17 protein-coding genes and 1 other annotated feature (1 of these 18 only partly in view) are annotated in these 21,293 nt (G+C 45.1%); of the genes, 2 read left to right on the forward strand and 15 right to left on the reverse strand.

What is annotated here, in order from left to right:
• Positions 1-6 precede the first annotated feature (6 nt).
• From AC0OMU_RS18080 to araE, 12 genes are all read right to left on the reverse strand, one after another.
• On the reverse strand, positions 7-1,242 hold the full coding sequence (locus tag AC0OMU_RS18080; RefSeq protein WP_474241391.1) for an aminotransferase class V-fold PLP-dependent enzyme: 1,236 nt from the start codon (positions 1,240-1,242) through the stop codon (positions 7-9).
• Positions 1,208-2,137 (reverse strand): NAD-dependent epimerase/dehydratase family protein, encoded by a 930-nt coding sequence (locus tag AC0OMU_RS18085; RefSeq protein ID WP_015483704.1) that lies wholly within the window; start codon positions 2,135-2,137, stop codon positions 1,208-1,210. The genes AC0OMU_RS18080 and AC0OMU_RS18085 overlap by 35 nt, the downstream gene beginning before the upstream one ends.
• Entirely contained in the window at positions 2,134-3,264 is a 1,131-nt protein-coding gene (locus AC0OMU_RS18090) for a DegT/DnrJ/EryC1/StrS family aminotransferase (RefSeq protein ID WP_015483705.1), read from the reverse strand. Before AC0OMU_RS18090 ends, AC0OMU_RS18085 begins: the two co-directional genes overlap by 4 nt.
• Positions 3,265-3,312: 48 nt before the next feature.
• The gene (locus AC0OMU_RS18095) at positions 3,313-4,647 is read right to left on the reverse strand and encodes a nucleotide sugar dehydrogenase (RefSeq protein WP_015483706.1); all 1,335 of its coding nucleotides are present in this window, start codon (positions 4,645-4,647) and stop codon (positions 3,313-3,315) included.
• Positions 4,648-4,908: 261 nt separating this feature from the next.
• Entirely contained in the window at positions 4,909-6,186 is a 1,278-nt protein-coding gene (locus AC0OMU_RS18100; protein ID WP_322839841.1) for a M20/M25/M40 family metallo-hydrolase, read from the reverse strand.
• A 180-nt stretch (positions 6,187-6,366) separates the two neighbouring features.
• Positions 6,367-7,659 carry a phosphopyruvate hydratase gene (gene eno, locus AC0OMU_RS18105; RefSeq protein ID WP_003228333.1) on the reverse strand — a complete coding sequence of 431 codons (1,293 nt, stop codon included), beginning with the start codon at positions 7,657-7,659 and terminating at the stop codon, positions 6,367-6,369.
• Between the two features lie 29 nt (positions 7,660-7,688).
• Positions 7,689-9,224: a 2,3-bisphosphoglycerate-independent phosphoglycerate mutase gene (gene gpmI, locus AC0OMU_RS18110; RefSeq protein WP_003228330.1), complete on the reverse strand. Its 1,536-nt coding sequence runs from the start codon at positions 9,222-9,224 to the stop codon at positions 7,689-7,691.
• On the reverse strand, positions 9,217-9,978 hold the full coding sequence (gene tpiA / locus AC0OMU_RS18115) for a triose-phosphate isomerase (protein ID WP_003243394.1): 762 nt from the start codon (positions 9,976-9,978) through the stop codon (positions 9,217-9,219). The genes gpmI and tpiA overlap by 8 nt, the downstream gene beginning before the upstream one ends.
• Before the next feature lie 30 nt (positions 9,979-10,008).
• Positions 10,009-11,193, reverse strand: coding sequence for a phosphoglycerate kinase (locus tag AC0OMU_RS18120; protein ID WP_003243051.1), 1,185 nt, complete (start codon positions 11,191-11,193; stop codon positions 10,009-10,011).
• Positions 11,194-11,508: 315 nt separating this feature from the next.
• The gene (gene gap / locus AC0OMU_RS18125) at positions 11,509-12,516 is read right to left on the reverse strand and encodes a type I glyceraldehyde-3-phosphate dehydrogenase (RefSeq protein ID WP_003219957.1); all 1,008 of its coding nucleotides are present in this window, start codon (positions 12,514-12,516) and stop codon (positions 11,509-11,511) included.
• Between the two features lie 46 nt (positions 12,517-12,562).
• Positions 12,563-13,585 (reverse strand): gapA transcriptional regulator CggR, encoded by a 1,023-nt coding sequence (gene cggR, locus AC0OMU_RS18130; RefSeq protein ID WP_009968188.1) that lies wholly within the window; start codon positions 13,583-13,585, stop codon positions 12,563-12,565.
• 297 nt (positions 13,586-13,882) lie between these two features.
• Entirely contained in the window at positions 13,883-15,277 is a 1,395-nt protein-coding gene (gene araE, locus AC0OMU_RS18135) for an arabinose-proton symporter AraE (RefSeq protein ID WP_003243899.1), read from the reverse strand.
• 203 nt (positions 15,278-15,480) lie between these two features.
• On the opposite strand from araE, the gene araR reads away from it, so the two are divergent.
• Positions 15,481-16,569: an arabinose utilization transcriptional regulator AraR gene (gene araR, locus AC0OMU_RS18140; protein ID WP_015483709.1), complete on the forward strand. Its 1,089-nt coding sequence runs from the start codon at positions 15,481-15,483 to the stop codon at positions 16,567-16,569.
• 48 nt (positions 16,570-16,617) lie between these two features.
• Here the strand turns inward: araR and AC0OMU_RS18145 are convergent, their stop codons facing one another.
• Together AC0OMU_RS18145 and AC0OMU_RS18150 are read right to left on the reverse strand one after the other, a co-directional pair.
• Entirely contained in the window at positions 16,618-17,628 is a 1,011-nt protein-coding gene (locus tag AC0OMU_RS18145) for an LLM class flavin-dependent oxidoreductase (protein ID WP_015483710.1), read from the reverse strand.
• A 156-nt stretch (positions 17,629-17,784) separates the two neighbouring features.
• Positions 17,785-18,663, reverse strand: a complete 879-nt coding sequence (locus AC0OMU_RS18150; RefSeq protein ID WP_015384672.1) for a LysR family transcriptional regulator — start codon at positions 18,661-18,663, stop codon at positions 17,785-17,787.
• A 99-nt stretch (positions 18,664-18,762) separates the two neighbouring features.
• On the opposite strand from AC0OMU_RS18150, the gene AC0OMU_RS18155 reads away from it, so the two are divergent.
• On the forward strand, positions 18,763-19,680 hold the full coding sequence (locus AC0OMU_RS18155) for a DMT family transporter (protein ID WP_029946021.1): 918 nt from the start codon (positions 18,763-18,765) through the stop codon (positions 19,678-19,680).
• A 40-nt stretch (positions 19,681-19,720) separates the two neighbouring features.
• Here AC0OMU_RS18155 and AC0OMU_RS18160 read toward each other — a convergent pair whose 3' ends face one another.
• The gene (locus AC0OMU_RS18160) at positions 19,721-21,064 is read right to left on the reverse strand and encodes an amino acid permease (RefSeq protein WP_003228313.1); all 1,344 of its coding nucleotides are present in this window, start codon (positions 21,062-21,064) and stop codon (positions 19,721-19,723) included.
• Between the two features lie 68 nt (positions 21,065-21,132).
• Positions 21,133-21,293: a binding site (T-box leader), on the reverse strand (it continues 75 nt past the right edge of the window).

A 21,293-nucleotide genomic window follows, 5' to 3' on the forward strand; every position in this document is an offset into this window, starting at 1 on the left:
CAACATTCATTTCTTATTCTTTTGCTCTGCATACGCTAAAACGGTTTCAGCAATATACTTCACCTGCTCTGTACCAAGAGGCGGTTTGAACGGCAGTGAAAGAACCCTTTTCCACAGAGAATGTTCATCCTCTTGCCGTGAATAAGGCTGATACAGCGGAATAACGTGCAGCGGAAGGTAGTTCCAGCAGGTTTGAATCCCTTTTGCCGCTAAATAAACAGAGCAGTCGTACCTTTCCCCTTCATGAGGGAAGACGATTGTCAAATAGTTCAGGCTTTCTCCCTCCTGCGGCTGAATCATCTTGATCCCGTATAACTCTTCTGCCCGTGCAAAAATGTATTTTGCCGTCTCCAAATTTCTAGATGAGTCTCTCACCAGCCGCTCCATCTTTGACAGCTGGTATTCGATAATGGCTTGCCTCACCGGATGCATTCGCAATAAAGGGACAGTAGCAGGTTTTTTCGGAAGGACTTCAAGCTTGCTCGTTTTCATAGAGGTCTGAACACCCGTTTTTCTGAATAAGAAGGATAGAGTCCTAGATCTCATTAAAGCCTGTATTCGCTGCTGTCTCATATAAGCATCATAATCAGCATTAACTTGCTTTCGCTGTTCCATCGGCAGCCTGCCGTTTTTGTCCAGAACTTCTTTTCGGGCGATTAACGCTCCTCCTCCTATACTGCCGAGGGGCTTTGACGGTCCAAAGCTCAAGATGCCGAAATCCCCCAAACCGCCTGCAAAGGTTCCGTCTTGTTTTGTAAACATGGCCTGAGCGGCATCGTCAATGACACGAATACGCTTTTCTTTCGCCCACTCGATAAGTTTCATGTTTTCCTGCCGGCCGTAAACGTGTGTCAAAATGACAGCGCATGTCCTCTCGGTCACTTTGTTTTTCACATCTTCAAAGGATAGGGACAAATCATTATCCAGATTGGCAAACACTGGGGAAGCTCCGGTTTGAAGCACAGCGTCAATTACGTTTGGACAGCTGAATGATGAAAAAATCACTTCTTTTCCAGGCCACGCTCCGGAAAATGTCAATGCAAGCACCAACGCTGCGCTTCCACTCGAAGTCAATTCGATGCTCTTTCCATAGCGTTTTTCCAATTTTTCTGCCAACGTTGTTCTTTTAGCTGAGATTAAGTAGGTGAAAAAACTTCTGCCTGAAAGCTGCCCCGGATAAATCGGAAACTTGATCTGTTTGGGGTTTTCAGGATAATGGAAGTTTTTGTTTTTGTCTTTCAATTTTAATCAGCCTCAGGCCTTCATCTAGGTTAATTTTAGGAGCATATCCAAGCAGACGCTTTGCCTTCTCGATCGAAGGAGCACGTTTGAAAATTTCAATGTCTTTCCCCCGGACACCATCCTCGCCCAGCTTTTTAAATGTATAATGCTCTTTCTCCCTGCCAGTCATCACGTTGATTTTCTCTGCCAGTCCTTTTATAGTGATTGGCAGATCGTTTCCTATGTTGAAATCTTCATAGGCACTCCCTTTGTACAGCAGCGCCAGGTATGTTCCGTTCACGATATCACTAATGTAGCTGAAGCATCTGATTTGGCCGCCGTCTCCGTAAAGAGGAAGCTCCGCGCCAGCTTCGGCCAAACTGAAGAACTTGTTTATGACAAAGTCCTGACGCTGCTTCGGGCCGTACACATTAAAGTATCGGACAACTCTGACATGCAGTGAGGCTGATGCCTGCTCCTTCAAATATTCCTCTGACTTTAATTTTGCTTTTCCATAAGCGGATTTAGGGAGCTTATGGCTTGATTCCGTATATGGATAATCTGGCGAATCTCCGAACACTTCTGAGCTGGAGGAAAAAAGAAGGGTCTTGATCCCCAGCTCCTTGCATACCTCCGTTACGTTTTTCGTTCCTTCAAAATTCACCTTGATTACGTCCTCTTCATTGCTGCGGCAGCTGTCTACTCCGACCATTGCCGCTAAATGAACGACAGCATCTGCTCCTTTTAATGATTCCCGAAGCGATTGACGGTCTAAAATATTGGTTTGGCGGAATTCTGCCTGAAAATCCGGCTTTTTTTGATCAGCGATGATCGTATGATAGCCTTTCTTCTGTAATAACCCCGCTAATTCACTTCCTATAAAACCTGCTCCGCCTAAGATAGCAATGTGTTTCATTGTCCGACCTCCTGGCTTAAAGATAAAACATCTTTAATTGATTGAACGATGTATTGACAATCTTCCTTCGATAATTGGCTATAAAGAGGCAGTGATACAATTTCAGGAAAGATGCGTTCAGTTACCGGCAGCTTTGCAGGAAAATGCTCTCTATAGTAGGGATGCATATGCACAGGGATAAAGTGGACACTCAACCCAATATGTTTCGCTTTCATCTCTTCAATAAACTGGTCTCGGTCCATTTCTTCGTGTTTTTTCACCCGCAGAATGAACAAATGCCAGGAATGTGTGATATGGCTAGGGATGTCTGTTAAAGGAAGTTCTGCTCTTTCTGGATGATTGATAAGCTCAGACGCATAATAGTTTGCGATTCTGGTTCGTTTTTCTTGGATTTCAGCAGCCCGTTTCAATTGAATGAGCCCAAGAGCAGCCTGGATATCTGTCATGTTGTACTTAAAGCCGGGAAGTAAAACATCATATCGCCAGCTGCCCTTTTCACCGTATCGATTCCAAGCATTTTTTGTAATGCCATGCCATCCATACAGTCTTGCTCTTTCGGCAGCCTCTTCATCCTTAAGAATAAGAGCTCCTCCTTCTCCCGTCGTTATATTTTTGGTGGCATAAAAGCTGAAGCATACGGCATCTCCATGTGTGCCGATCATCTTCTCGTTATACCTTGTCCCAAGCGCGTGTGCGGCATCTTCAATCAAGTACAGTCCATTTTCCTTGCATATGCTGCTAAGCTCATCCAAATTTGCCGGATAACCTGCAAAATGGACCGCAATGACCGCTTTTGTCCGCGGTGAAAGCTTTTGTCTCACATCTTCCGGATCTATACATAAATCATCCTCGCAAATGTCGGCAAACACCGGGGTTGCTCCTACATGCAAAATGACGTTTACACTTGAACAAAACGTGAAGCTTGGAACAATGACTTCATCTCCTTCTCCTACACCGAGTGCAAGCAAAGCCATGTGTAAGGCAGCAGTTCCTGAATTACAGCTGATTACGTGCTCCGCTCCCAGACATTCGCCAAGCTTTTTCTCAAATTCAATCACCTTCGGGCCTTTTGAAATCCACCCCGACTTGATCGTTTCAACTACAGTTTCCAATTCTTCGTTTGTCATATCAGGTCTGTGAAAAGAGATAAATTGTTTACTAATGACAGTTCCCTCCTATAGTGTGATAAGTTTTGCATTGTCAGCCATTTTTTCTCTGCAAATGTTTCTCGTATCGAAAATAATAGGAGCTGTATCCTGCAATATACTGTAATTGATATCATCATGATCTGTATGAATAATGACGACATCATATTGGTTGATCTGCTCCTTGGTGAAAGGGACGGAGTGCTTGATGCTGCCGTCTTCCAGGCAGATTTCACTGATAAAAGGATCATAGTAATCTATCGTGCATCCCTTTTTCATCAAATCATCGATAATTGCAAATGCAGAAGACTCACGAGAATCATTGGTATTTTTTTTATAAGCAGCACCTATTAATAAAATATTGCAGTGTTCTTTATCAACCAGCTTCATGGCATAGTCGGACACTGAAAATGGCATTTCAGAATTGATTTCATCCGCTAAATCAATCAGCTTTGTCTGCAATCCCTTTTGGTTAGCTATCCATTTAAAATAAAAAGGATCAATCGGTATGCAATGGCCGCCTACACCAGGGCCCGGGCTGAATTTTTGAAACCCGAACGGCTTCGTGTCTGCCGCATTGATCACTTCCCATATATCAATATCAAGTTCTCGGCAATTGAGTGCCATTTCATTGATGAGAGCTATATTTACATAACGGTAGGTATTCTCTAGGAGTTTAGCTGTTTCTGCTACTTCAGGTGAGGTTACTGGATGAATGCTTGTAACGATGGTGTTGTAAAACGCTGAGGCAAGTTTTGTGCAAGTCCGGGTCATTCCGCCGACCACTTTAGGGATATCGGCGACTTCGTAATGGCTGTTCCCAGGATCAATTCGTTCAGGTGAATAAGCTATAAAGAAATCGGAGCCTATGTTGACCTGCCGCCCTGCTGCCATTCTGTCAGCAATTTTTTGTTTTGTTGTGCCCGGGTAGGTTGTACTTTCTAAAATTAAAAGCTGATTTGGCCTTCCGTAAGCCAGCATGGTGTCAACTGCACTGTCTATGTAGCTAAGGTCGGGTATCTTATCTTTTTTGTTCAAAGGTGTCGGAACACATATCACAATAATGTCGCAGTGTTCTATGAGAGACATATTCTCACTCACTTGAAAACGCTCTGTGTGAAGTGCCTCTTTTAATTGGCTATCGTCTACATCTCGAATATGGCTGTGCCCGTCTTTCAGCAAAGAAACTTTTTCGCTGTTCCTATCAAAGCCGATGACGTTGTATCCTTTATTGACACATTCTAATGCAAGAGGAAAACCCACATATCCCATCCCCAATACACCTACAACAGCCTGTTTTGTTTCAATCAATTCTAAAAGCCGCTTATGACTGAGGTTTCGAGCTTCTTTTGTGACAGGATTCATTTTTGGACCCCCTATAAGATAGAAAAGGATATATTTTTACAAAATTAAACAATTATCGATCGATACTGCAATTATAACAAAAGTAAAAAAACGGTAAATGGGCTTTGTCTCCTTTTATTTGGTAGGGCATTATGATGCGATTTACGATTAAGTGGAATTTTTTGTGCCTAAGAAAAGGTATTTATCAGGGGGATAATGAGAATATTTCCTCTATTTGAAAGAATATATAGAAAATTTTAAAAACAGGCCGAGGCCTGTTTTTTAATCTATATTTGCCTCTTGTACTGCAGATAACAAGAGCTGTCCCGCTTCGTTCAATCTTTCTTTGCTGATATGTGCGATGTTGTCTTTTTCGGTGTGATACCATGACCCAGGCTCTTGCGTATCCGGACTGAGCCAAATCCAATTAGCCGAAGGTATGCCCGCTTCATAAAATGACACGTGGTCCGAGTATCCCAGCTGTGTGAGACGAGGGGCTTCAAGCTTTGCTTTGTGAGCGGCATTTACTGCATAATTAATACTTGCATTTTCCTTGCCATCCGGGGTCGTTATATACATTTGGCTTGCGTCTTTCCAGTCAGTCGCAATCATATCAGCATTAAAGTTTGCACGGCTGTGTTTGATTTCATCCGAGGTAAGCGTACTGACATAATATGAGGAACCCGCTGACCACAGCTCTTCAGCTCCGAAAAAGATAAAACGGATTTCTTTGTTTTTGGGAAGGTGCTTGCTTTGCTCAATGATCTCTAGTACGGCGGATGTGCCTGATGCATTATCATCAGCCCCAGGTGCATCTTTAACTGTGTCATAATGCGCAGTTACATAAAGAATATCCGGGTGTTTTGTGTGCTGCGCTTTGCGTGTCCCTATTATGTTTTGTGAAGTGCGGTTTCGATAGTCCTTAAATTGAATGACAGCCCGCTTTTCTTTCAGTAAAGCTTCCCCGTCTTCTTTTTTCATTCCGGCAGCCGGTATCGTGATATGTTTTGGTTTTACCGGTCGGATAGCGAGAGGTTTTGTCTTGCTGTTATAAATAATGACAGCCTTTGCGCCGGCAGCTTGGGCGCTTTTTAATTTCTGAGATACTGATATTTTTCCCTCTCTCATAACGGCGATTTTCCCCTTGGCTTCTTTTTCATCAAGATTGAGCCCATAGCCTCCGTCTAAGACCGCACCCTCCACTCTCTCTTCATTTTCCACAGCGCTCTTATCCGCTGATCGTATTGGATATTCATGATCGCCTGCCATTACTGAACCAGAATAATATGTTTTCACATGAAATGGCTGAATGCGAACAGCTAATCCCTCATCTTGAATCCGTTTCGATATGTATGACGCCGCTTCTTTTTCTTTCTCTGTCCCTGTTTCTCTCGGACCTATGACCTCACTCAGTTCATGAATGGTTTCATATGCATGCTCCTCATCAAACAACGGAGCCATCTCAGAAATAGAATGAGACTGTATCCCGTTCACCTGTACAGCTGAAGATCCCCATATGACGCTTCCAGCCAGTGCCGCTGACATCAAAATCATTTTCATTTTTACATTCCTCCTCTTATTCACCCCTTTCTTTTCGGTTTTGCTGTCTTGATTCCTTTAAAATGCAACAAAATGAACATTAGTTACCAAATCAAGGTAATGAGATAGGCGGAGAATAAAAGCTGAGGCTAGGAAAGTTTGCATAAAAAAGCCGCCGAGAAAATCCCGGCGGTCTTTTTATTACTTGTTTAAGTTGTAGAAAGAGTTGATACCGTGGTATTGAGCAGTTTCAGCCAACTGATCTTCGATGCGAAGAAGCTGGTTGTATTTCGCAACACGGTCCGTACGAGACGGAGCACCTGTTTTGATTTGTCCTGCGTTTGTTGCCACAGCGATGTCAGCGATTGTGCTGTCTTCAGTTTCACCAGAACGGTGAGAGATAACAGCTGTATAGCCTGCGCGTTTCGCCATTTCGATCGCATCGAATGTTTCAGTCAATGTACCGATTTGGTTTACTTTGATCAGGATAGAGTTGCCTACGCCGTTTTTAATACCTTCAGAAAGTTTTTTCGTGTTTGTAACGAAGAGGTCGTCACCAACAAGCTGAACTTTTTTGCCAAGACGCTCAGTAAGAAGCTTGTGGCCTTCCCAGTCGTTTTCGTCAAGTCCGTCTTCGATAGAGATGATTGGGTATTTAGAAACAAGCTCTTCATACCAGTCAACCATTTCAGCAGATGTTTTCACAACGCCTTCGCCAGACAGATGGTATTTGCCGTCTTCTTTGTTGTAGAACTCAGAAGATGCAGCATCCATAGCAAGTTTAACTTCTTCGCCAGGTTTGAAGCCGGCTTTTTCGATTGCTTCAACGATTGTTTGAAGCGCTTCTTCGTTAGAACCAAGGTTTGGAGCGAATCCGCCTTCGTCACCTACAGCAGTGTTTAAGCCTTTTGCGCTTAATACTGATTTCAGGCTGTGGAAGATTTGAGCGCCCATGCGAAGTGCTTCACGGAAGTTAGGAGCACCTACAGGCATGATCATGAATTCTTGAATATCCACGTTGTTATCAGCATGCTCTCCGCCGTTTACGATGTTCATCATCGGTACAGGAAGCGTTTTTGAGTTGAATCCTCCAAGGTATTGGTAAAGAGGAATCTGTAAGAAATCAGCAGCAGCACGCGCACAAGCCATAGATACGCCAAGGATTGCGTTCGCACCAAGTTTGCCTTTGTTTTCAGTACCGTCAAGCTCGATTAAAAGCTGGTCGATTGCGTTTTGTTCAGTTACATCAAAGCCAAGAAGCTCTGGAGCAATGATTTCGTTTACGTTGTTAACAGCTGTTAACACGCCTTTTCCAAGGTAACGGTCTTTATCGCCGTCACGAAGCTCAACCGCTTCGTATTCACCTGTAGAAGCTCCGCTTGGCACTAATGCGCGGCCGAAAGCTCCTGTTTCTGTATATACTTCAACTTCAACTGTTGGGTTGCCGCGGGAGTCTAATACTTCGCGTGCATAAACATCAACAATGTATGGCATGAGTTTTGTCTCTCCTTTTGATTTTCAAATTATTTTTGAATTAAAGATGTTCCTGTCATTTCTTTCGGCTTTTCAACACCAAGAAGGTCTAATAACGTTGGTGCAAGGTCGCCTAGGATTCCGCCTTCACGCAGCGTAATGCCTTCTTTCGTTACAATCACAGGGACTGGGTTTGTTGTATGCGCAGTGTGCGGTTCGCCTGATTCTGTAATCAGAATGTCAGCATTACCGTGATCAGCGGTAATGATGGCATGTCCGCCTTTAGCAAGAATCGCGTCAACGACTTCGCCCAAGCATTCGTCCACTGCTTCAATTGCTTTAATTGTTGGTTCAACCATTCCGGAGTGGCCGACCATATCAGGGTTTGCGAAGTTAAGAATGATGGCGTCATGCTTGTCAGCTTCAATTTCTTTGACAAGCGCGTCCTTCACTTCATACGCACTCATCTCAGGCTTCAAGTCATACGTTGCAACTTTAGGCGAGTTGATGAGAATACGCTCTTCACCCGGGAATTCAGCTTCACGGCCGCCGCTCATAAAGAACGTGACGTGCGGATACTTTTCAGTTTCTGCAATTCGAAGCTGTTTTAATCCGTGCTGAGATAATACTTCTCCGACTGTGTTATCAAGATTTATCGGTTTAAACGCTACATAGCCGTCAACTGTTTCACTGAAGTGAGTCAGGCAGACGAAATACAGGTTCTTTGGATAATTCTCGCCGCGGTCGAAGTCACGGAAGTCTTTGTTTGTGAACGTGTTGGAAATCTGGATGGCGCGGTCCGGTCTGAAATTATAGAAAATCACAGAATCGCCGTCTTGGATTTTCGCAACAGGCTCACCGTTTTCTTTTGTGATGACAGATGGAATCACGAATTCATCGTAGATACCATTTGCATATGAATCATCAACAACATCCAGGGCGCTGCGGTAAGATGGGCCTTCGCCGTACGCCATTGCGCGGTACGCTTTTTCTACACGGTCCCAGCGTTTGTCGCGGTCCATAGAGTAGTAACGTCCGGAAATGCTGGCGATTTCACCCACACCGATTTCCTTGATTTGATCGTTCAACTGGTTGATGTACGTTTTCGCTGTCTGCGGACCTACATCACGGCCGTCAAGGAAGCCATGGATATAAACCTTTGTCAGCCCTTCTTTTTTCGCAAGCTTTAACAGTGCGAATAAATGGTTGATATGACTGTGCACGCCTCCGTCAGATAAAAGACCGAACAGGTGCAAGGCTTTGTTGTTTTCTTTCGCGTTGCTGATCGCGTCAAGGAATGTTTGATTGCGTTCGAACTCTCCTTCACGAATGGCAACATTTACGCGTGTTAAGCTTTGGTACACAATACGTCCCGCACCGATATTTAAGTGACCTACCTCGGAGTTCCCCATTTGCCCTTCAGGAAGACCTACAGCCTCGCCTGAAGCAGTCAATGTTTGATGAGGATACTGGTTCCAATAGCGGTCAAAATTCGGTTTTTTCGCTAAAGCGACTGCGTTCCCTACTGTTTCGTTACGTAATCCGAACCCATCAAGAATGATGAGTGCAGCTGGTTTTTTACTCATATTGACCTTCCTCCAATAATTGAACGAATGACTGTGGCTCAAGGCTCGCGCCGCCGACCAAAGCACCGTCAATATCGGACTCTGCCATATATTCTTTAATGTTTGCAGGCTTTACGCTTCCGCCATATTGGATGCGAAGCTTGTCTGCAGCTTCTTGGCTGAAGCTTTCAGCGACGGTTTTACGGATATGCGCACACACGTCATTCGCATCTTTCGCTGTAGAAGATTTGCCTGTTCCGATTGCCCAGATTGGCTCATACGCAATAACAGAAGCAGCAACTTGTTCTTCAGAAAGACCAGCAAGGCCTTTTTTCACTTGGTCAGCAACAAGATCATTTGTTTTGCCGGCTTCACGCTCTTCAAGCGTTTCACCTACACAGATGATCGGCACAATGCCGTGTTTGAAAGCTGCGTGTGCTTTTTTGTTAACTGTTTCATCAGTTTCAGCGAACATTTCACGGCGCTCAGAGTGGCCGATGACGCAGTAGTCAACGCCAAGGTCTTTCAGAGCAACCGGGCTGATTTCGCCTGTGAACGCGCCGCTTTCCTCGAAGTGCATGTTTTGAGCGCCGACTTTTAGGTCAGTGCCTTTAACAGCAGAAGCAAGCTTTTCTAAGAAAAGTGCTGGCGCGCAAACAACAGCTTCAGCTTTGTCTGCTGCTGGAATGGAAGATTTCACTTCTTCAACGAAGCTGACAGCTTCGCCGAGTGTTTTGTTCATTTTCCAGTTACCGGCGATAATTGGTTTTCTCATCTGTTCCACTTCCTTATAGCAGTTTTGAGATTATTTATCGTTCAGTGCAGCTACCCCTGGAAGCTCTTTGCCTTCCATAAACTCAAGGGATGCGCCGCCGCCTGTTGAGATGTGGCTCATTTTGTCGGCAAGGCCGAATTTTTCAACCGCTGCCGCAGAGTCTCCTCCGCCGATGACAGAGTATGTATCTTTCGCCTCTGCCAATGCTTCCGCAACCGCTTTTGTTCCTTGAGCGAACAAGTCGATTTCGAATACGCCCATTGGTCCGTTCCACACGACAAGTTTGCTGTTTTTGATGACGTCAGCATACGTTTCGCGTGTTTTCGTACCAATGTCGATTGCTTCTAAATCACTAGGGATTTCAGAGATCGGCACAATTTTCACGTTTGCATCGTTAGAGAAATCATCTGCAACGAGTACATCTTCAGGCATGTAGAAGTTAACGCCTTTTTCTTTAGCGCGGTCCATAAATGATTTCGCAAGCTCGATTTTATCCTCTTCAAGAAGAGATTTACCGACTTCATAGCCAAGCGCTTTTACGAAAGTATAAGCAAGACCTCCGCCGATGATCAGGTTGTCTACTTTATCAAGAAGACTTTCGATTACACCGATTTTGTCTTTTACTTTCGCTCCGCCGATGATCGCTGTAAACGGGCGGTCAGGATTGGAAACCGCTTTTCCAAGTACATCAAGCTCTTTTTCCATTAAGAAACCTGCAACTGCTGGCAGATGCTCGGCAATTCCAGCTGTAGATGCGTGAGCACGGTGGGCAGCACCGAATGCGTCATTTACATATACATCTGCAAGCTCAGCAAATGCTTTTGCAAGCTCAGGATCATTTTTCTCTTCACCAGGATAGAAACGTACGTTTTCCAATACAAGAACGTCTCCGTCCTTCATCTCGGAAATTTGTGCTTTTACAGCATCGCCGTATGCTTCATCCGCTTTTTTCACTTCTTTGCCAAGCAGTTCGCCGAGACGTGCAGCGACAGGAGTTAAACGAAGCTCCTCAACCACTTCGCCTTTCGGGCGGCCTAAGTGGCTCGCAAGAAGGACTTTCGCGCCTTGGTCTGCAAGGTGTTTGATTGTTGGAAGCGCAGCACGGATACGTGTATCGTCTGTTACTTCCCCGTCTTTCATTGGAACGTTAAAGTCGACGCGGCAGAATACAACTTTGCCTTTTACGTCGATGTCTTTGAGAGTTTTTTTATTCATGCCTAGGAGATCCTCCTTCAAAATGGTTTGCATACAGCACGAAAAACGTGAAACCGTCTGTTCAAGCGATAACTCCGCTAGGGCAGATCGCAGTCTTTTTCGGCACAGGGCAGTTCGTCTAAAAGCCAGGGCAGCGGCCTTAGGCGAAAGCGCCGGAAAGCTGCTTAAAACGCGGTCGTTTCTCTATCACAGAGCGTTTTCTGAAAGCCGGTCTTCATGGAAAAAGGGAAAGGGAGTCCGTCCCCTTCCCTTGTCCGCTTTCATTATAGCGCTTCTATTCGAAAGAACCAAGTCAGGTCCTTTTTCAGCTATAAATTAAAGACCTTTTTTTGCGATGTAAGCTGCAAGGTCAACAACGCGGTTAGAGTAGCCGCTTTCGTTATCGTACCAAGAGATTACTTTTACCATGCTGCCTTCCATAACCATTGTAGAAAGAGCATCGATTGTAGAAGAGTTTTTGTTTCCGTTGTAGTCGCCAGAAACTAATGGCTCTTCGCTGTAGCCAAGGATTCCTTTAAGGTCGCCTTCAGCCGCTTCTTTAAGAGCTGCGTTTACTTCTTCAGCTGTTACTTCTTGGTTCAGTTCAGCAACCAAGTCAACTAGAGAAACGTTTGGAGTTGGAACACGCATTGCTCCACCGTTCAGTTTACCTTTTAGTTCAGGAAGAACTAGAGAAACTGCTTTAGCAGCACCAGTTGATGTTGGGATGATGTTTTCAGCTGCTGCACGCGCACGACGGTAGTCTTTGTGCGGAAGATCAAGGATTTGCTGATCGTTTGTGTAAGAGTGAACAGTTGTCATCATACCGCGTTTGATGCCGAATTTATCGTTAAGTACTTTTGCAAACGGCGCAAGGCAGTTTGTTGTGCAAGATGCGTTAGAGATAACATCGTGGTTAGCCGCATCGTATTTATCTTCGTTAACACCCATAACGATTGTGATATCTTCTTCGTTAGCAGGAGCAGAGATGATTACTTTTTTCGCGCCAGCTTCTAAGTGTTTCGCAGCGTCTGCGCGTTTTGTGAAGAAACCAGTAGATTCAACTACGATTTCAACGCCTTGTTTGCCCCAGCTAAGTTTAGCAGGATCGCGTTCTGCAGAAACTTCAATTGTTTTGCCGTTAACAACAAGGTTGTTACCGTCAACTGAAACTTCAGCGTCTAATTTTCCGTGTACAGAATCATATTGTAAAAGGTGAGCCAGCATGTTAGCATCTGTTAAATCGTTAACCGCTACTACCTCAACTTCAGGATTGTTTAATGCTGCGCGGAATACGTTACGTCCAATACGACCAAAACCGTTAATACCGACTTTTACTGCCATGATTGTTTCCTCCTTTAAATAAGTGAGAGATATTTATATTGAGGGATTATTCATCCCTTAATAACTTCTTTGCGGCTCCTTCGTCTGTGACGAGAACCGTGTTGCGTGGCTTTTTAAAGTAAGCCTCGATCGCTTCGGCTTTTGATGATCCGCCCGCTACCGCAATAATATCGGGGATGGCGTCTATGTCATCCAGCTGCATTCCGACAGAATGCACTTTGTGAACCACTTCGCCGTCCGCGTTAAAATAGTAGCCGAACGCTTCTGTCACCGCGTCGTTATCATCTATTTTCTTTAAGTCTTCTAAAGGCGTGTTTCTGCGCTGAGCCATAGTTTTAGCTTCGCCGATTCCATGAACCAGCATACTCGCTGATTTAATAGTGTTCAGCACCTCTTTGACAGAAGGCTCTTCAATAATAGATGAATAGGCGCCTTGTGACAGCTGTCCCGGAACAAACAAAAGCCGGTAAGTGCCTGAAGCCTTCTCCGCCATATGCGCGCATATGGTGTTCGCCTGGTTTTTCACGTCTTCGCCTAAACCGCCTCTTGCAGGCACAAACAAAAGCTCGCGGTTTTTAGAATCCGGCGTCATCATTTCGGCGACAGCTTCAATTGTCGTACCGCCAGTTACAGCGACGATATTTTTGCCTGAAAATCTTTTTTTCATACATGCGACAGCCGCTCTTCCCATTTCTTTCTTGACCCATGGGGATTGGTCGCTGTCTCCGGATACGATAATGGCATCCTTTAGATTTAAACGTTCTTTTAATGTCTTTTCCAAAAGAGTCAAACCTAAAACATCTTTCATCGTATCTTCCAAAACAGAAAGCAGTTCATAGCCCTCTTCTGTCAATGTCATGCCGTTTGTCTTAATATCGACCAGGTTCTGTTCCTTTAAAAACTGAACCTCGCCCCTCAGCACACGCTCGCTGATTCCGAGACTGGCAGACAGGCTTCTTCGCCCGATGGGTTCTGTCAGCCTGATATACTGCAAGATTTCAAACCTCTTTTGCATAACGAGCAGAAGATCAGGCAATAATTTTTTTTGAGCTTGTATTAACTGGTTCATGACTCAAACGTTCCTTCCTTTTTTGCTGGACATTATATGTCCCGCTATGACAAAAAACGTCCCGTCATAGCCAAAAAAAATCATTTCTGCTTTCTTTAATTATTTTAACAGGGTGGAATTGTTTATTCAACTGTTAAGAGCCAATTCATCGACAATATTCGCAGAGTTTTCATGCCGCGTCGTTTTATCCAGCAATATTTTATCCTATATATCTTTATCTTATACAGAAAGCGCCAAATGGTGCATCCCAATATAAACAGCCCTTCCCGTAGAAAGGGCTGTTTCATTAAAGCGTTTTCATTTTATCCAAAGCTTTTCAATTTCCTCGAGCGATTTGTTCTTCGTTTCCGGACAGATCGTAACGACAAACAGGAAACAAAGGATGTTAATCACCGCAAAGATCCAAAATGTATAGGCGAGCCCGAAAGAATCGATCATCATTGGCACAAACTGTCCGATCGCCCAGTTTGCTCCCCATAAAAAGATGGTCGCAATGCCCGCGGCCCGCGCACGCAGATGGTTCGGGAAGATTTCAGAAATCATAATCCATGTGATCGGTCCGACCGAGACACAGAAAGCAGCGACAAAACCTAATATAAGGACGATCATCATGATCCCGCTTGTTAACTCAAAATAAAACGACGTCCCGATTAAAATCATAAAAATAGCCATAAAAGCAGAACCGATGGACATCAGTTTTTTTCGTCCGACTTTATCGATCAGCAACACCGCAATAACGGTAAAAATGACTTCTACAACCCCGACGATACAAGTCGTCACAAATCCGGCGTTTTGCCCGAATCCCATCATTTTAAAGATTTCCGGCCCATAGTAAGTAATCGCGTTCATGCCGATGACTTGGTTAAACAGCGCCAGCAGGATTCCAATGACAAGCGCCTTCCTGAGACCCGGCTTAAACAGCTGGGAGAGCGACCCCATTTGTTCTATTTTTAAAGAGTTCTCAATGTTCTTTAATTCTTCTTTTGCAACAGTTTCTCCATTAATACGTGTCAGGATCTTTAAAGCTTCATTTGTTTTGCCCGCTTTCGCCAGCCATCTCGGACTTTCCGGGACGACGAGCAGGACAAGGAAAAAGATGACGGACGGCACCATTCCATAAGCAAGCATCCATCTCCAGCCGGTGTGCACGCCCCATTCGTATGTTCCAGACCGCTGCACAGCTAGATTAATAAAGTATGTTGCGGAAATACCCAGTATCGTAAAGAGCTGATATAAGGAAGACAAACTTCCGCGTATAGCGGGCGGTGCCGCTTCTGTAATATACGTAACAGAGAGCGATGAGCCCATCCCGATTCCCAGCCCCCCGATAATCCTTGCAATGATTAAGGTGGACACGTCTTGAGAAAGCGCTGAAACGATTGCTGATATCGCAAATAACAAAGCGGCTGTCATTAAAATTTTTCTCCGGCCGAATCTGTCACTTAAAAATCCGGATATCCCGACGCCCACAACTCCTCCAATCATAATGCTTGAAATGACAAGTCCCTCCATAAACGGACTCAGGCTGTATAAATCTTTCAGAAAACCGATGGCGCCAGAAATCACTGCCGTGTCATAGCCATACAATAAGCCGCCAAGCCCCGCCGCACATGAGATCAAAATGACAAATCCCATTGAATGGCTTCTTGTTACAGGAACATTTGGTTCTAATTGAGTTGGAGTATTCTTCATTTCCCTGCCCTCCCGAATGTTGAGTAAAGCGTTTACATTATACTTTTCAATTGTACGTACTTATATTAAAATTTAACGAAAATTACATTTAATTAGTACGTACAAATATAGAATAATCTTGTTTGCATTTTCTGTCAATGTTTTCTTACAAAGAACGCTGTGATATACTGAAATTTGTCCGTATACATTTTGGAGGAATGGATATGTTACCAAAATACGCGCAAGTAAAAGAAGAAATCAGTTCATGGATTAATCAAGGCAAAATACTGCCCGATCAAAAAATCCCTACCGAAAACGAATTAATGCAGCAATTCGGCGTCAGCCGGCATACCATCCGCAAAGCGATCGGAGACCTCGTATCACAAGGTCTGCTGTACAGCGTGCAAGGCGGAGGCACCTTTGTCGCTTCACGCTCTGCTAAGTCAGCGCTGCATTCAAATAAAACGATCGGTGTTTTGACAACCTACATATCAGACTATATTTTCCCGAGCATCATCAGAGGAATCGAGTCCTATTTAAGCGAGCAGGGGTATTCTATGCTTTTGACAAGCACAAACAACAACCCGGACAACGAAAGAAGAGGCTTAGAAAACCTGCTGTCCCAGCATATTGACGGACTCATCGTAGAACCGACAAAAAGCGCCCTTCAAACCCCAAACATCGGCTATTATCTGAACTTGGAGAAAAACGGCATTCCTTTTGCGATGATTAACGCGTCATATGCCGAGCTTGCCGCGCCAAGTTTTACCTTGGATGATGTGAAAGGCGGGATGATGGCGGCGGAGCATTTGCTTTCTCTCGGCCACACGCATATGATGGGTATTTTTAAAGCTGATGACACACAAGGCGTGAAACGGATGAACGGATTTATACAGGCGCACCGGGAGCGTGAGTTGTTTCCTTCTCCGGATATGATCGTGACATTTACAACGGAAGAAAAAGAATCAAAACTTCTGGAGAAAGTAAAAGCCACACTGGAGAAAAACAGCAAGCACATGCCGACAGCCATTTTTTGTTATAACGATGAAATTGCGCTGAAGGTGATTGATATGCTGAGGGAGATGGATCTTAAAGTGCCGGAGGATATGTCTATCGTCGGGTATGATGATTCACATTTCGCCCAAATCTCAGAAGTGAAACTAACCTCTGTCAAACATCCGAAATCAGTGCTTGGAAAAGCAGCCGCCAAATATGTCATTGACTGCTTAGAGCATAAAAAGCCGAAGCAAGAGGATGTTATATTTGAGCCTGAGTTGATCATTCGCCAGTCCGCACGAAAACTGAATGAATAAAAAAAGCAATGTATGGGTCTCCCCGCTACATTGCTTTTTTTATAGCTGTTATCTGTTTTTCCAAACGTCAGCGATGATTTCAAACGAACGCATTCTGTCTGCGTGTTCAAAGGTTTCTGAGTTAACCATAATTTCGTCAGCCTGTGTCGTTTTGACGAAATCTTCAAGCTTCGCCTTCACTTCTTCCGGACCCCCGACAATCGTGGAGCTCAGCTGCTCATTGACCATCGCTTTTTCATACGGGCTCCAGATTTGATCCATATCCTCAACAGGCGGTTTAAGCTGGTTCGGCGTACCCCGGACAAGATCAAGAAACCTTTGATAATGCGAAGTCGCAAGGTGCTGCGCTTTCTCGTTTGTATCTGCCGCGATAATGGTGACACCGACCATCGCATACGGTTCGTCGAGCACGTCTGACGGCGTGAAGGAATCGCGGTACAGCTCCAATGCAGGAACCGTATTCGCCGGTGAGAAATGAGCGGCAAAGGCAAACGGAAGACCTAGTTCCCCTGCCAGACGGGCGCTGAAGCCGCTTGAGCCCAGTAGCCAAATCGGCACATCTATGCCCTCTCCGGGAATGGCGCGAACTTGATTGCGCACATTTCCTGACGGTTTAAAATAATTGCGCAGTTCCTCTAATTGTTCTGGAAAATCCTCACCGCTGTTGATGTTTCTGCGGAGCGCTCTGGCTGTCAATTGGTCTGTTCCCGGCGCACGTCCAAGCCCCAGATCAATCCGCCCGGGATACAGTGTTTCCAGTGTGCCGAATTGTTCAGCAATGACTAATGAAGAGTGGTTCGGGAGCATAATGCCGCCGGAACCGACGCGGATTTTCTTCGTGCCTCCGGCAATATGGCCAATCAAAACTGCAGTGGCGGAGCTTGCAACACCTTCTATATTATGATGTTCAGCAAGCCAGTAACGGTGATAGCCCCATTCCTCTGCCCGGCGCGCCAAGTCCATGCTGTTTCGGAATGATTCTGCAATCGTTCCTCCCTGAACAACCGGAGATAAATTCAAGACAGAAAGCAAGGTATCTTTGCGTTGGTTGTTAGACATATTGTTCTCCTTTGCAAATGTGTTATCAGTAAACAGCCCAAAGCTGTCAGGTCATGATTGAAAGAACTTCTATCACACCATAACACAACTGCATTCAGGAATAAAAGAATTTGATTCGATGAAATTCGAACAATATAAAACGAACGCTTTGGACCGCTATTCTGCTCCAAACAGCTCCTTAGCCATCTCAATAAAGAGCTTAGCCGCCAGAGAAGCCTCCTTTAGCGACGGAACAGCAAGCTGCACATCACGATATACCTGCGGGTCCAAGTCCCGGGTCACCACATGCTCCGGAAGCGGCATCCCCGACATGGACATTTCTGATAAAATGGCCAGGCCCAAGCCTTCTCTGATCATACTGATCGAGGTGTTGATGTTATAGACCGTGAAAGCTGGGTGCAGCGTAGCGCCCGCCTGCCTGAACATATCGACAAATGGTGATTCATAGCCTCCGTCACAGACGATCATCGGTTCATGGTCAAGATCTTTCAGCGTAATGGCCGAATGACTGGCAAGCGGGTGATCGTCCCTGAGCACGACAGCCATTTTGTCTTTTTTCAAATGAATGTACTCCATCTCCTCTGTTGGATACAGAAGAATCCCAACATCTATCATCCGCGTATGAAGCCATTCCTTGACTTCATTTACAGTTCCCTCGTGCAGCACGAGCTCAAGTTTCGGATATTTTTGTTTAAATGCACTGATCAGCTTCGGCATAAAATAAGCCGAAGCTGTTGAGAATGTGCCGATATGGATCGTTCCCAGTTCAAGCCCTTTTTCCGCTGCTGCTACCTGCTCAACTTTTTCAATGCCTTTTAAGACTTCTCTGATGTGTACTAAGATCTGTTTTCCCGTATCTGTCAGCATCAGGCCATTGCGGCGGTCACGTATGATCAGCTTTACATCAAGCTCAGCTTCGATCGCAGAAATCGCATGGCTGACAGCCGGCTGTGTCATGTTCAGCGCCTGACCCGCTTTTGTAAAGCTTCCCGTTTCAGCTATTTTCACAAAAACCTTTAATTGTGTAATGGTCATAACAATTTACTTATGCTCCTTATAAAAAAGATTCATTTTATTTATCTTATGTTCTACCGTATCATATGATGGAAAAGTTCTACAAGGAGTGAATGAACAATGAAGCAGCTCTCAAAAACGCGGACAGCTCTCCTGCTCGCATTTCTCGTCATCATGTGGGGCGTCAATTGGCCGCTGTCCAAAGCCGCGCTCGCCTATTCTCCGCCGTTATTGTTCGCGGGCATCCGAACGCTGATCGGCGGGCTTTTATTAGTCATTGTCGCACTGCCGCGTATTCATAAATTACGCTTAAAAGAAACGTGGCCGATTTATCTTGTTTCTGCTCTTTTAAATATTACGTTATTCTACGGCCTGCAAACGATCGGGCTGAATTATCTTCCGGCCGGCTTGTTTTCTGCAATCGTCTTCTTCCAGCCTGTTCTGATGGGTGTATTTTCTTGGCTGTGGCTCGGCGAATCCATGTTTGTAATGAAAGTGATCGGCCTCATCCTCGGTTTTGCGGGAGTAGCCGTCATTAGTGCTGCGGGCTTTGGCGGGCATATTTCTGTCATTGGGGTTCTGCTGGCTCTCGGCTCCGCAATCAGCTGGGCGCTCGGGACGGTATATATGAAAAAAACAGGCAGCCGCGTCGATTCCATCTGGATGGTCGCTCTGCAGCTGACGATCGGAAGCGTGTTTCTGCTTATATCCGGCTTTTGGACAGAAAGCTTTTCGGCGATCCAATGGACAGCTCCGTTTATTACGAGCCTGCTGTTCATCTCCGTATTCGTTATCGCGCTCGGCTGGCTTGTCTTTTTTACGCTTGTCGGTTCAGGAGAAGCAAGCAAGGTCGCATCTTATACTTTTTTGATTCCGCTCATATCAATCGTGGCCAGCTCCATTTTCCTGCATGAACCGCTCACCCTTAGCCTCTTGGCAGGGCTGCTGCTGATTGTCACGAGCATCTGTCTCGTGAATACAAAATCAAAAGCGCAGAAAGCAGCGGCCATTGGTATAAACGAGAAAGCTGCACAATAATAAAAACCCTCTTGCCGGATGCGGCAAGAGGGTTTCTTATTTACTGATGCTTGCGTCCTTTAACCAAATATGCAACTGTAATCAAAAGGTAGATCGCCGCAGTAATGCCGGTAATGACAATTGATGTTGTCATGATGACCCCGATCAGAATGGCGAGTAGTGCCACAATCGCAAACCATGTCGTGTACGGGAACCATTTTACATAATAGGCCGGTGTTTCCGTTTGCTGTTTTCTCGATTTCAAATGGGCGAATCCGATGATCAGCCAAATGAATAAAACGGTATATCCCAATGATCCCATTAAATAATTAAATGTTTGGCTTCCTGCGAACAGAGAAATCAATACGCCAATATAGAGAGAAGAAGTGCACATCAGAATCGCAAACATCGGTACGTTTTTCGATGAAAGCTTAGAGAAGACCTTTGGAAGCCTTCCGTCACTTGCCTGTGTATACAAAATGCGTGATGATCCGTATAAACCTGAATTCATAGAAGAAATGATCGCCAACAGGATGACTGCATTCATGATATGATCCGCGCCCGGAATGCCTACCATTTTAAAGACCATCACGAAAGGACTTTCCGGAACGGAATTGACTTGGTTCCATGGAATCAGGCTGACGATGATGAAAAACGGCAGCAGGTAAAACGCGACAATCCGTGTCAGTGTGCTGCGGACAGCTTTCGGAACAACCTTTTCCGGATTTTTTGTCTCTGCAAGCGTTACACCGATAATTTCTGTACCGCCGTAAGAGTAGATGACGACAAGCATCGCCGTGATCAGCCCTGTGCCGCCGTGCGGGAAAAATCCGCCGTGGTCTGTCAGGTTGGAAAATCCGGATGCTGTATGATCACCGAAAGATACAAATAAGAGCAGCAATCCCAGAATAATAAAGATAATAATAACGGTAATCTTGATCATTGCCAGCCAATATTCAGTTTCGGCGAAGATTTTAACAGAAAGCAAGTTTACAATCGTGACGATAAGAGAAATTCCTAATGCCAACACCCAGATCGGGCAGCCCGGCAGCCAATATTGAATGAAAATCGCAGCTACAACAGCTTCAGCCGCAATGTTAAGCACCCACATTTTCCAGTAGATCCAGTCCAAAAAGTAAGCGGCGTAATTTCCCAATACCTGCTGGACAAGATCACGGAAGGTTCTGGCGTTACGGTTTCGAACAGCCATTTCCGCCAGCCCCTGCATAATAAACAGCAAAATAATCCCGCCGAGCAGGTATGCGATAATGACAGATGGCCCTGCCACATCGATCGCTGAGCTGCTCCCCTTAAATAAACCTGCGCCGATTGCTCCGCCCAGCGCCATCATCATAATATGGCGGGACGTCATCGTGCGTTTTAACGTTTGATTGTCGTTTTTCATCCTCTTCTACCTCTCCTTCTCGTTTTCAAAAACAAAAAAGCCCGCCGTCTCCTACCTAATCTAATAGATAAAGAGACGACGAGCCTTCGGCTGACCGCGGTACCACTCTTGTTGATTCTTCATGAAGAATCCTGCTTTTGACCTGTAACGAAGGTTAGCCGTTAAAACATAGGGAATATTCAATCTATTCCGTTCCGTCTTACCACTCCCGGGCGAGTTCAAAGAAGAA

The organism is Bacillus sp. FAU18 (assembly GCF_056033885.1).

What these genes read in the sequence shown, in the direction of transcription:
- AC0OMU_RS18155 (WP_029946021.1), top strand. Translation starts at nt 18,763, where the DNA reads ATGAAGCAGCTCTCAAAAACGCGGACAGCTCTCCTGCTCGCATTTCTC.
- AC0OMU_RS18085 (WP_015483704.1), bottom strand. Translation starts at nt 2,137, where the DNA reads ATGAAACACATTGCTATCTTAGGCGGAGCAGGTTTTATAGGAAGTGAA.
- AC0OMU_RS18100 (WP_322839841.1), bottom strand. Translation starts at nt 6,186, where the DNA reads ATGAAAATGATTTTGATGTCAGCGGCACTGGCTGGAAGCGTCATATGG.
- araR (WP_015483709.1), top strand. Translation starts at nt 15,481, where the DNA reads ATGTTACCAAAATACGCGCAAGTAAAAGAAGAAATCAGTTCATGGATT.
- AC0OMU_RS18095 (WP_015483706.1), bottom strand. Translation starts at nt 4,647, where the DNA reads ATGAATCCTGTCACAAAAGAAGCTCGAAACCTCAGTCATAAGCGGCTT.
- gpmI (WP_003228330.1), bottom strand. Translation starts at nt 9,224, where the DNA reads ATGAGTAAAAAACCAGCTGCACTCATCATTCTTGATGGGTTCGGATTA.
- tpiA (WP_003243394.1), bottom strand. Translation starts at nt 9,978, where the DNA reads ATGAGAAAACCAATTATCGCCGGTAACTGGAAAATGAACAAAACACTC.
- AC0OMU_RS18120 (WP_003243051.1), bottom strand. Translation starts at nt 11,193, where the DNA reads ATGAATAAAAAAACTCTCAAAGACATCGACGTAAAAGGCAAAGTTGTA.
- AC0OMU_RS18160 (WP_003228313.1), bottom strand. Translation starts at nt 21,064, where the DNA reads ATGAAAAACGACAATCAAACGTTAAAACGCACGATGACGTCCCGCCAT.
- cggR (WP_009968188.1), bottom strand. Translation starts at nt 13,585, where the DNA reads ATGAACCAGTTAATACAAGCTCAAAAAAAATTATTGCCTGATCTTCTG.
- araE (WP_003243899.1), bottom strand. Translation starts at nt 15,277, where the DNA reads ATGAAGAATACTCCAACTCAATTAGAACCAAATGTTCCTGTAACAAGA.
- gap (WP_003219957.1), bottom strand. Translation starts at nt 12,516, where the DNA reads ATGGCAGTAAAAGTCGGTATTAACGGTTTTGGTCGTATTGGACGTAAC.
- AC0OMU_RS18150 (WP_015384672.1), bottom strand. Translation starts at nt 18,663, where the DNA reads ATGACCATTACACAATTAAAGGTTTTTGTGAAAATAGCTGAAACGGGA.
- AC0OMU_RS18145 (WP_015483710.1), bottom strand. Translation starts at nt 17,628, where the DNA reads ATGTCTAACAACCAACGCAAAGATACCTTGCTTTCTGTCTTGAATTTA.
- eno (WP_003228333.1), bottom strand. Translation starts at nt 7,659, where the DNA reads ATGCCATACATTGTTGATGTTTATGCACGCGAAGTATTAGACTCCCGC.
- AC0OMU_RS18090 (WP_015483705.1), bottom strand. Translation starts at nt 3,264, where the DNA reads ATGACAAACGAAGAATTGGAAACTGTAGTTGAAACGATCAAGTCGGGG.